We start from the raw sequence: 10,075 nt of genomic DNA, 5'->3' as shown, positions 1-10,075 counted from the left end.
CCCGCTGTCCGCCGCGTACCCGTCCCCGGGCGCTCCCGCGCCCCGTGGCCCCGTACGGCGGCTTCTCGCGCCCGTCGGGACGCTCGCCGGAGTCGCCGCCGCCTTCGCCTACGTCGGGACGGTCGACCCGAACGAGCCCGGGCACTACCCGGTCTGCCCGCTGCTGCGCTTCACCGGGATCCTCTGCCCCGGCTGCGGCGGGCTCCGCAGCGCCCACGCCTTCGTCCACGGCGACCTCGGCACCGCGCTGGGCGCCAACGCCCTGGCCGTCGTCGGCTACGGCCTCTTCGCCGTCCTCATGGCCGTCTGGCTGATTCGCGCCGTCCGCGGCGCGCCGATGCGACTCGCGGTCCCCCCGCTCGGCTGGTGGGGCGTGGGGGCGGTCCTGGCCCTCTTCACCCTCGTACGGAACCTTCCCTTCGGCTCCGCGCTGGCGCCCTGAAGTCCCAGCAGATGGGACGCACGTCGCCCGGATGCGGGTGCAGACCCGTCCTGCGGATACCATCGACATGGCTGAACCTGGATCATCACCACCATCACCCTCCCGGAAGGGGGCCTCTCGCGTGAGTGTGCTCGACGAGATCATCGAAGGCGTGCGCGCCGACCTCGCAGAGCGGCAGGCGCGGGTCTCCCTCGACGAGCTCAAGGAGCGCGCCGCCAAGGCGCCGCAGGCCAAGGACGGTGTCGCCGCGCTGCGCGGCGACGGCGTCAAGGTGATCTGCGAGGTCAAGCGCTCCAGCCCGTCCAAGGGCGCCCTCGCCGCGATCGCCGACCCGGCCGGACTCGCGGCCGACTACGAGGCCGGCGGTGCCGCCGTCATCTCCGTGCTGACCGAGGAGCGCCGCTTCGGCGGTTCGCTCGCCGACCTGGAGGCCGTCCGTGCCCGGGTCGACATCCCGGTCCTGCGCAAGGACTTCATCGTCACCGCCTACCAGCTGTGGGAGGCCCGTGCCTACGGCGCCGACCTCGCGCTGCTGATCGTCGCCGCGCTGGAGCAGGAGGCCCTGGTCTCCCTGATCGAGCGCGCCGAGTCCATCGGCCTGACGCCGCTGGTCGAGGTGCACGACGAGGAGGAGGCGGAGCGCGCGGTCGAGGCCGGCGCCCGGGTGATCGGCGTGAACGCGCGGAACCTCAAGACCCTCAAGGTCGACCGCTCCACCTTCGACCGGGTCGTCCCGGAGATCCCCGCGGGGATCGTCAAGGTCGCCGAGTCCGGTGTCCGCGGGCCCCACGACCTCATCGCGTACGCCAACGCCGGCGCCGACGCGGTCCTGGTCGGCGAGTCCCTCGTGACCGGCCGCGACCCGAAGGCCGCCGTCGCCGACCTCGTCGCCGCCGGCGCCCACCCGGCGCTCCGCCACGGCCGGAGCTGACCCGATCATGACCGCGAGCCACGCCGCGCCGACCGTCCCGGGCACCGCCCGGGGCGCCCACGGCGTGCGCGCGGCCGCGGCGGTCCCGCCCGCCGCACCGGGCCGCAGCGGACGGCTCCGTACCGCCGCCGCGCCCGTGGCGGCCCACGCCCCGCTGGCCCGGGGCTGCCGCCCGCGCGGCTGCCGGGCGCCCGCCCGCCGGGTCCACGGCCGCCGTGTGCGGTACGTGATCGGCGACGAGCCCGGCCAGGTCAACGGCATGCGATGGCGCCCGCGCCCCGCGCGCACCCACCACCGCTAGCGGACGCTCGGTTCCGTACGGCGACCCGCCGTACGCACCCGGCCACCGACGGCCGTTCCCGGCTCCCGGCACCGCCGTACACGCGTACGGCCGCCGGCCCGCCCGCCCGGACCGCCCTCGGCGGACCCGGCGCCGCTGCGGCGCACCGCGGACTCGCGCGCATAACGTGACCATCGTCAGCACGTCATCCGGGGCCCTTCGCCCCGCGAGGAGCAGTCGCATGTCCAGCGAGTTCTTCATTCCCGACCCCGAGGGACAGGTTCCCTCCGCCGAGGGCTACTTCGGCCCCTACGGCGGCAAGTTCATCCCGGAGGCCCTCGTGGCCGCCGTGGACGAGGTCGCCGTCGAGTACGACAAGGCCAAGGCCGATCCCGAGTTCGCCCGCGAGCTCGGCGATCTCATGGTCAACTACACCGGCCGGCCCAGCGCCCTCACCGAGGTGCCGCGGTTCGCCGAGCACGCCGGCGGCGCGCGCGTCTTCCTCAAGCGGGAGGACCTCAACCACACCGGCTCGCACAAGATCAACAACGTGCTCGGCCAGGCGCTCCTCACCAAGCGCATGGGCAAGACCCGGGTCATCGCCGAGACCGGCGCCGGCCAGCACGGCGTCGCCACCGCGACCGCCTGCGCCCTGTTCGGCCTCGAGTGCACGATCTACATGGGCGAGATCGACACCCAGCGCCAGGCGCTGAACGTCGCCCGGATGCGCATGCTCGGTGCCGAGGTCATCCCGGTGACCTCCGGCAGCCGCACCCTCAAGGACGCGATCAACGAGGCGTTCCGCGACTGGGTCGCCAACGTGGACCGCACGCACTACCTCTTCGGCACCGTCGCCGGACCGCACCCCTTCCCGGCCATGGTCCGCGACTTCCACCGGGTCATCGGAGTCGAGGCCCGGCGCCAGATCCTGGAGCGCGCCGGCCGCCTCCCCGACGCGGCCGTCGCCTGCGTCGGCGGCGGATCCAACGCGATCGGCCTCTTCCACGCCTTCATCCCGGACTCCGGCGTCCGGCTGATCGGCTGCGAGCCGGCCGGCCACGGCGTGGCGACCGGAGAGCACGCCGCCACCCTCACGGCGGGCGAGCCCGGCATCCTGCACGGCTCGCGCAGCTACGTCCTCCAGGACGACGAGGGCCAGATCACCGAGCCCTACTCGATCTCGGCGGGTCTGGACTACCCCGGCATCGGCCCCGAGCACTCCTACCTCAAGGACATCGGCCGCGGTGAGTACCGCGCCGTCACCGACGACGAGGCGATGCAGTCCCTGCGCCTGCTCTCCCGCACGGAGGGCATCATCCCGGCCATCGAGTCGGCGCACGCGCTGGCCGGCGCGCTGGAGGTCGGCAAGGAGCTCGGCAAGGACGGACTGCTCGTCGTCAACCTCTCCGGGCGCGGCGACAAGGACATGGACACCGCCGCCCGCTACTTCGGGCTCTACGACGGGGAGGGCTCGCGGTGAGCGGGAACATCCAGCTGCTGAGCGACACCCTGGCCGAGGCGAAGGCGGAGAACCGCGCCGCCCTCATCGCCTACCTCCCGGCCGGCTTCCCGACCGTGGACGGCGGCATCGAGGCCGTCAAGGCGGCCTTCGACGGCGGCGCCGACATCGTCGAGGTCGGTCTGCCGCACAGCGACCCCGTCCTGGACGGCCCCGTCATCCAGACGGCCGACGACATCGCCCTGCGCGGCGGGGTCCGGATCGCGGACGTGATGCGGACGGTCCGCGAGGCGCACGCCGCCACCGGCAAGCCGGTGCTGGTCATGACCTACTGGAACCCGATCGACCGCTACGGCATCGAGCGCTTCACCGAGGAGCTGGCCGCGGCCGGCGGCGCCGGCTGCATCCTGCCCGACCTGCCGGTCCAGGAGTCGGCGACCTGGCGGGAGCACGCCGACAAGCACGGTCTCGCGACCGTCTTCGTCGTCGCGCCGAGCAGCCGGGACGAGCGCCTGGCCACCATCACGGCCGTCGGCTCGGGCTTCGTCTACGCCGCCTCGCTGATGGGCGTCACCGGAACCCGCGAGTCCGTCGGCCGGGAGGCCGCCGACCTCGTCGGCCGCACCCGGGCCGCCACGGACGGCCGGGAGCTCCCGGTCTGCGTCGGCCTCGGTGTCTCCAACGCCGCGCAGGCGAAGGAGGTCGCCGGCTTCGCCGACGGCGTGATCGTCGGCTCGGCGTTCGTCAAGCGGATGCTCGACGCCGACGACGAGGCGGCCGGCCTCGTGGCCGTAAGGGAACTGGCGGCCGAACTCGCCGAGGGCGTGCGCCGGGCTTCGTAGCCCGTATGGGTGGATCTGGGACCGGGGAGGCGCGGAAGTGCCTCCCCGGTTCGTTGCCCGGAGCGTGAGCGAGAAGAACAGTGACGGGAACCGAAGCGCCCGGGAGCGCCTCCAGCAGCAGCGCGAGCGAGACCGGGCGCGGGAGAGGCAGCGACGCGTCCTGATCGTGTCGGCCGCGGTCGTCGGCGTCCTCGGCCTGGCCGCGGTCGTCGGGGTGATCGCGGCCAACAGCGGTGACAACGACAGCGGCTCCGACAAGGCGGGTCCGGTCGTCGCCCCGACCGGGGCCACCGGCGGCGACCAGCCGGCGATCCCGACGGGCAAGGCGGACGCGCCCTCCACGCTCACGGTCTGGGAGGACTTCCGCTGCCCGGCGTGCGCGTCCTTCGAGAACGCGTTCCGGGACACGATCCACGAGCTGGAGGCGGCGGGCGCGCTCAAGACCGAGTACCACCTGGCCACCCTCATCGACGGCAACATGGGCGGCAGCGGCTCCCTGCGGGCGGCGAACGCCGCCGCGTGCGCCCAGGACGCCGGGAAGTTCACGCCGTACCACGACGTGCTCTACGTCAACCAGCCCGAGGAGACGGACGACGCCTTCGCGGACAACGCGAAGCTCCTGGAGCTCGCGGCCAAGGTGCCCGGGCTCGACACGCCGGCGTTCCGCAGCTGTGTCGAGGGCGGCACCCACGACAGCTGGATCGGCGAGTCGCACGCGGCCTTCAAGAGCGGCAACTTCAGCGGCACGCCGTCGGTGCTGCTGAACGGAGAATCGATCTTCCCGACCAAGGGCGGCGAGCAGATCTCCCCGGCGAACCTGAAGAAGTGGGTCGCCGAGGCGAACAAGGGCAAGAAGCCCGGCACGGCCTCCCCGTCCGCCCCGTGAGCGCGCGAGCGGACTCTTAGTTACTCAGACGTTGCCGGGTGGGCTGCCGTCCTGCCCGCCCGGCAGGGTAGCGTCGGACCTGCCATGGACCTTGCCTACATTCCCAGCCCGTCGACCGGTGTGCTCCACCTCGGACCGGTTCCGCTGCGCGGCTATGCCTTCTGCATCATCATCGGTGTCTTCGTCGCCGTCTGGCTCGGCAACAAGCGCTGGATCGCCCGGGGCGGCAAAGCCGGCACCGTGGCCGACATCGCCGTCTGGGCGGTGCCCTTCGGCCTCGTCGGCGGCCGGCTCTACCACGTGATCACCGACTACCAGCTGTACTTCAGCGAGGGTGAGAACTGGGTCGACGCCTTCAAGATCTGGGAGGGCGGCCTCGGCATCTGGGGCGCCATCGCGCTCGGCGCCGTGGGTGCCTGGATCGGCTGCCGCCGCCGCGGCATCCCGCTGCCGGCCTACGCGGACGCCATCGCGCCGGGCATCGCGCTCGCCCAGGCGATCGGCCGCTGGGGCAACTGGTTCAACCAGGAGCTGTACGGCCGCCCGACGGAGCTGCCGTGGGGCCTGAAGATCACCGCCAGTGCGAACCGCGAGGCCGGGATCTACCACCCGACCTTCCTGTACGAGTCGCTGTGGTGCATCGGCGTCGCGCTGCTCGTCATCTGGGCCGACCGCCGCTTCAAGCTCGGGCACGGACGCGCCTTCGCGCTCTACGTCGCCGCCTACTGCGCGGGCCGCGGGTGGATCGAGTACATGCGCGTCGACGAGGCCCACCACGTCCTGGGCCTGCGGCTGAACGTCTGGACCGCGATCGTCGTCTTCGTCCTGGCCGTGACCTACATCGTGGTCTCGTCCCGGATCCGCCCCGGCCGCGAGGAGATCGTGGAGCCGGAGAGGCCGGCGAAGCCCGGTGCCGGCGCGGCAGCGGACAAGACGTCCGGACCGGACGAGAACGCGGCGGAGGCCACGGACACGGCGGATACCACGGGCACCGTGGACGCCGAGGCCGCGGACGCCCCGCCGACGCACGACGACGAGCCGGCCGGGAACGGCGCGGGCAACGGAGCGGGTGCGGCCGGCAAGGGCTGACCGACGACACCGTACGACCAGGGGCCGCCCCCGGGACCGAGAGGTCCGGAGGGCGGCCCCTGCCGTATGCCCGCGGACCGCGGCGGCCGGTCAGACGCGGGCCGCGAGCGTCAGGATCCGCCGCGCGCCCTCCACCACCGCCGCGTCGACGAAACGGCCGTCCGGGAGGGCCAGGGCGCCCTCCTCCGTCTGCGCCGCCTTGACGACCTCCTCGGCGGCGGCGATCTCGTCGGGAGTGGGGAGGTACGCCTGCTCGATGACCGGGAGCTGGCGCGGGTGGATCGCGGCGCGGCCGAGGAATCCCATCAGGCGGCCCCGGGCGCAGCTGGCCGCCAGCGTGTCCAGGTCGCGGATGTCGGGGTGGACCGACTGGGCGGGGGGCGGCAGCGCCGCCGCCCGGGCGGCGACCACGATCCGCCCGCGGGCCCAGTCCAGCCCGCGGTCGTCCCGTACCCCCAGATCCGCGCGGAGGTCCGCCTCGCCGAGCCCGACCCCGTGCACGGATGGGTGGGCGGAGGCGATCGCGTAGGCGTGCTCGACGGCCAGGGCGTTCTCCAGCAGCGGGTAGAGCGGGATGCCGGGGAACTCGTCGGCGATCCGCTGGATGTCGGTGGCGTGGGTGACCTTGGGGAGGCGGAAGCCCCGCAGACCGGGCAGGGCGGCCAGCGGGGGGATGTCGCGCGGCGCGTGGACGCGGACGTGGACCGGGACGGGGTGCGGGTCGGCGAGCAGGTCCGCGGTGGCGGCCAGGGCGTACGCCTTGCGGTCCGGGGCCACCGCGTCCTCCAGATCGACGATCACCACGTCCGCGCCCGAGACCAGTGCCTTCCGGACGACGGCGGGCCGGTCCCCGGGGGCGTACAGCCAGGTCAGGGGGAAGCTCATACGGCTCCTTCGCCGCGCAGCGCGGTGATCTCGCCAGGGGTGAGTCCGAGCTCGGCGAGGACCTCCGCGGTGTCGGCTCCGTGCGGCCGGCCGGCCCAGCGGATCGCGCCGGGCGTCTCGGAGAGCCGGAAGAGGACGTTCTGCATCCGCAGCGGGCCCAGCTCGGGGTCCGCGACCTCGGTGATGGTGTCCAGGGCCTGGTACTGCGGATCGTCCAGCACGTCACGGACGTCGTAGACGGGGGCGATGGCCGCCTCGGCCTTGTCGAAGGCCGCCATCGCCTCGTCCCGGGTGTGGCGGGCGATCCAGGAGCCCACCGCCTCGTCGAGGACGTCCGCGTGCGCCGCCCGGCCCGCGCCGTCGGCGAACCACGGCTCGTCGATCAGCTCGGGGCGGCCGACCAGGCGCAGCACGCGCTCGGCGATGGACTGCGCCGAGGTGGAGACGGCCACCCAGGAGTCGTCGGCGGTCCGGTAGGTGTTGCGGGGGGCGTTGTTCCGGGAGCGGTTGCCGGTACGGGGCTGGACGTAGCCGAGCTGGTCGTACCAGGTGGCGTGCGGCCCGATGACGGAGAGCATCGGCTCGATGATCGCCATGTCCACGACCTGGCCGCGGCCGGTGGCGGTCCTGGCGGTGAGCGCGGTCATCACCGCGTACGCCGTTGCCAGGGCGGCGATCGAGTCGGCCAGGCCGAACGGGGGGAGCGTCGGCGGTCCGTCCGGCTCGCCGGTGATCGCGGCGAAGCCGCTCATCGCCTCGGCGAGGGTGCCGAAGCCGGGGCGGTGGGAGTACGGGCCGAACTGGCCGAAGCCGGTGACCCTGGCCAGCACCAGGCCGGGATTGGCGGCGGACAGCTCCTCCCAGCCCAGACCCCAGCGTTCCAGGGTGCCCGGGCGGAAGTTCTCGACGATCACGTCGGCCTCCGCCGCCAGCCGCAGCAGGGTGTCACGGCCGCCGTGGGTGGAGAGGTCGAGGGTGATCGTCCGCTTGTTCCGGCCCAGGACCTTCCACCACAGTCCGACCCCGTCCTTGGCGGGGCCGTGGCCGCGGGACGGGTCGGGTCTGCGGGGGTGCTCGATCTTGACCACGTCGGCTCCGAAGTCGCCGAGCATCATGGCCGCCAGCGGGCCGGCGAAGAGTGTGGCGAGATCGAGGACGCGCAGGCCCTGGAGGGGAGGGGCGGTCTCGCTTCCGGTACGGGTCATACGGCGTCGACCTCCAGGCCGTCGAGGGAGTCGCGGGCCGCGTCGATCTCGGCGCGGTACGGCATCGAGGACGAGGCGCCCACCCGCTGCACCGACAGCGCGGCGGCGGTCGCCGCCCAGGCCAGCGCCCGGGGGACGGGCCGGCCCTCGGCGAGGGCGACGGCCAGCGCGCCGACGAAGGTGTCCCCGGCGGCGGTGGTGTCCACGGCCTTCACCCGCGGGGCGGCGACGGCGAGGGGCTCGGAACCCCGGGCCGCGTGCAGGCAGCCGGCCGCGCCGAGGGTGATGACCACCTCGGGCACGGACCGGAGCAGCGCCTCGGCGGCGCCGCGCGGGTCGGCGATGCCGGTGAGCGCGGCCGCCTCGTGCTCGTTGGGGACCAGGAGGTCGGTGGCGGCGAGGAGTTCGGGCGGCAGCGGCTGTGCCGGGGCCGGCGTGAGGATCGTGCGGACGCCCAGCCGGCGGGCGGTGACGGCGCCCTCGGTCACGGCGGACAGGGGGAGTTCGAGCTGGAGGAGGAGGGCGTCGGCGGTGGCGATGAGCGCCTCGTCGCCGTGGTCGAGGGAGACGACGGTGCCGTTGGCGCCGGGGACGACGACGATGGCGTTGCCGCCGTCGTCGTCGACCACGATGTGCGCGGTGCCGGAAGGGCCCTCGGCGGTGCGCAGCAGGTCGGTGTCGACCGAGGAGGCCTCCAGCGCGGCCCGCAGCCGCAGGCCGAACTCGTCCGCTCCGACCGCGCCGATCATCGCCGTCTCGGCCCCGGCCCGGGCGGCCGCGACGGCCTGGTTGGCGCCCTTGCCGCCGGGGATCGTCCGGAACTCCCGCCCCGTGACCGTCTCCCCGCGCGCGGGGGCCCGCGGGACGAAGGCGACGAGGTCCATGTTGGTGCTGCCGAGCACCACGATGCTGGTCATGGGCGTACTGCCTCCAGATGCGTCATAGCGGCGAGGGTGTCGAAGCCGATGCCGTCGAAGGACGGGACCGACGTCGACAGCCGGTTCTTGAGGGGGGAGGTCCAGCGCTCGGGCAGCCGGTCGGGGTGGCCGGCCAGCAGGCCGGCCACGGAACCGGCGGTGGCGCCGTTGGAGTCGGTGTCCCAGCCGCCGGAGACCGCCGCGCAGACGGAGCGGGAGAAGTCCCCGTCGGCATGGGTGAGCGCGGCGGCGAGCACGGCGGCGTTCGGCACGGCATGGACCCAGTGGTACCCGCCGAGGGCGTCGTGGAGTCGGTCCACGACCGCGTCGAAGTCGGGGGTGGCACGGGCGCTGTCGATGCCGAGGCGGACGGCGGCGGCCAGCCGGGAGCCCGGCGGGATCACGCCGAGCCCGCAGGCCAGCGACCGGTGCACGTCGGCGGTGCCCGTCGCGGCGGCGGCCAGGGTGGCGGCGACGAACATGGCGCCGTAGATCCCGTTGCCGGTGTGGGTGAGCGCCGCGTCCCGGTACGCCTGGGCCGCGGCGGCGGCCGGGTCGCCCGGGTGGGTCCAGCCGTGCACGTCGGCCCGGATCTGGGCGCCGATCCACTCGCGGAAGGGGTTGCGGTAGGCGGCGGTCAGCGGCGGCTCGACGCCGTCGAGGAGGTTGCGGTAGGCGACGCGCTCGGCGGTGAAGGTGCGGCCGGCGGGGAGTTCGTCGAGCCAGAGCCGGGCGACATCGGCGGTGGTGAAGTCGCGCCCGTACCGCTGGAGGAGGAGCAGGTTCAGCAAGGGGTAGTTGAGGTCGTCGTCCTCCGGCATCCCGTCGATGTTCTCGGCGAGGGAGGTGGCCGCGGAGCGACGGTTCCAGGGGTGGGCGGCCAGCAGCGCGGGCGGGACGCCGCGGGCGGTGAACCAGGAGGAGAGGGGCCAGTTGCCGGTGGCCCGGGCCAGCGCGCGGATCGTGGCCAGCGGCAGCTTCTCGACGGGCTTCCCGAGCAGGCATCCGGCGGCGCGGCCCAGCCAGGCGGCGTGCAGGGCGTCGCGCAGCCGGTCGGGGTGGCCGGCCAGCAGGCCGGCCACGGAACCGGCGGTGGCGCCGTTGGAGTCGGTGTCCCAGCCGCCGGAGACCGCCGCGCA

11 protein-coding genes are annotated in these 10,075 nt (G+C 74.2%); 7 read left to right on the top strand and 4 right to left on the bottom strand.

The window, feature by feature from the left end:
• Positions 1–4: 4 nt before the first annotated feature.
• The 7 genes from EAO71_RS11085 (at position 5) to lgt (ending at position 5,929) form a co-directional block, all read left to right on the top strand.
• Positions 5–442 (top strand): DUF2752 domain-containing protein, encoded by a 438-nt coding sequence (locus tag EAO71_RS11085; protein WP_147979227.1) that lies wholly within the window; start codon positions 5–7, stop codon positions 440–442.
• Between the two features lie 121 nt (positions 443–563).
• Positions 564–1,373, top strand: a complete 810-nt coding sequence (gene trpC, locus EAO71_RS11080; RefSeq protein WP_147977562.1) for an indole-3-glycerol phosphate synthase TrpC — start codon at positions 564–566, stop codon at positions 1,371–1,373.
• Between the two features lie 136 nt (positions 1,374–1,509).
• Positions 1,510–1,674, top strand: coding sequence for a tryptophan biosynthesis modulator TrpM (gene trpM, locus EAO71_RS39990; RefSeq protein WP_393550994.1), 165 nt, complete (start codon positions 1,510–1,512; stop codon positions 1,672–1,674).
• Between the two features lie 220 nt (positions 1,675–1,894).
• Entirely contained in the window at positions 1,895–3,133 is a 1,239-nt protein-coding gene (gene trpB, locus EAO71_RS11070) for a tryptophan synthase subunit beta (RefSeq protein WP_147977560.1), read from the top strand.
• Positions 3,130–3,954 (top strand): tryptophan synthase subunit alpha, encoded by an 825-nt coding sequence (gene trpA, locus EAO71_RS11065; protein ID WP_147977559.1) that lies wholly within the window; start codon positions 3,130–3,132, stop codon positions 3,952–3,954. Before trpB ends, trpA begins: the two co-directional genes overlap by 4 nt.
• Positions 3,955–4,018: 64 nt before the next feature.
• On the top strand, positions 4,019–4,840 hold the full coding sequence (locus tag EAO71_RS11060; protein WP_147977558.1) for a DsbA family protein: 822 nt from the start codon (positions 4,019–4,021) through the stop codon (positions 4,838–4,840).
• Positions 4,841–4,924: 84 nt separating this feature from the next.
• On the top strand, positions 4,925–5,929 hold the full coding sequence (gene lgt / locus EAO71_RS11055; RefSeq protein WP_147977557.1) for a prolipoprotein diacylglyceryl transferase: 1,005 nt from the start codon (positions 4,925–4,927) through the stop codon (positions 5,927–5,929).
• Positions 5,930–6,019: 90 nt separating this feature from the next.
• On the opposite strand, the gene EAO71_RS11050 is transcribed toward lgt, so the two are convergent.
• The 4 genes from EAO71_RS11050 to EAO71_RS11035 all read right to left on the bottom strand — a co-directional run.
• A complete protein-coding gene (locus tag EAO71_RS11050; protein WP_147977556.1) occupies positions 6,020–6,814 on the bottom strand; it encodes an HpcH/HpaI aldolase/citrate lyase family protein in 795 nt (264 codons plus the stop codon).
• Complete coding sequence (locus tag EAO71_RS11045; RefSeq protein ID WP_147977555.1) at positions 6,811–8,019, bottom strand: CaiB/BaiF CoA transferase family protein; 1,209 nt, start codon at positions 8,017–8,019, stop codon at positions 6,811–6,813. Before EAO71_RS11045 ends, EAO71_RS11050 begins: the two co-directional genes overlap by 4 nt.
• Positions 8,016–8,936 carry a ribokinase gene (gene rbsK, locus EAO71_RS11040; RefSeq protein ID WP_147979226.1) on the bottom strand — a complete coding sequence of 307 codons (921 nt, stop codon included), beginning with the start codon at positions 8,934–8,936 and terminating at the stop codon, positions 8,016–8,018. The genes EAO71_RS11045 and rbsK overlap by 4 nt, the downstream gene beginning before the upstream one ends.
• Positions 8,933–10,075, bottom strand: a 1,143-nt coding sequence (locus tag EAO71_RS11035) for an ADP-ribosylglycohydrolase family protein (RefSeq protein ID WP_261992093.1), incomplete at its 5' end; no start/stop codon positions are given. The genes rbsK and EAO71_RS11035, both read right to left, overlap by 4 nt.

Origin of the sequence: Streptomyces sp. MS191, from assembly GCF_008042125.1 — a bacterium.
Taxonomy (GTDB): Bacteria; Actinomycetota; Actinomycetes; order Streptomycetales; family Streptomycetaceae; genus Streptomyces.
The sequence above is the reverse complement of the archived record's forward strand: the minus strand, read 5'-3'. Positions and strand labels throughout refer to the sequence as shown.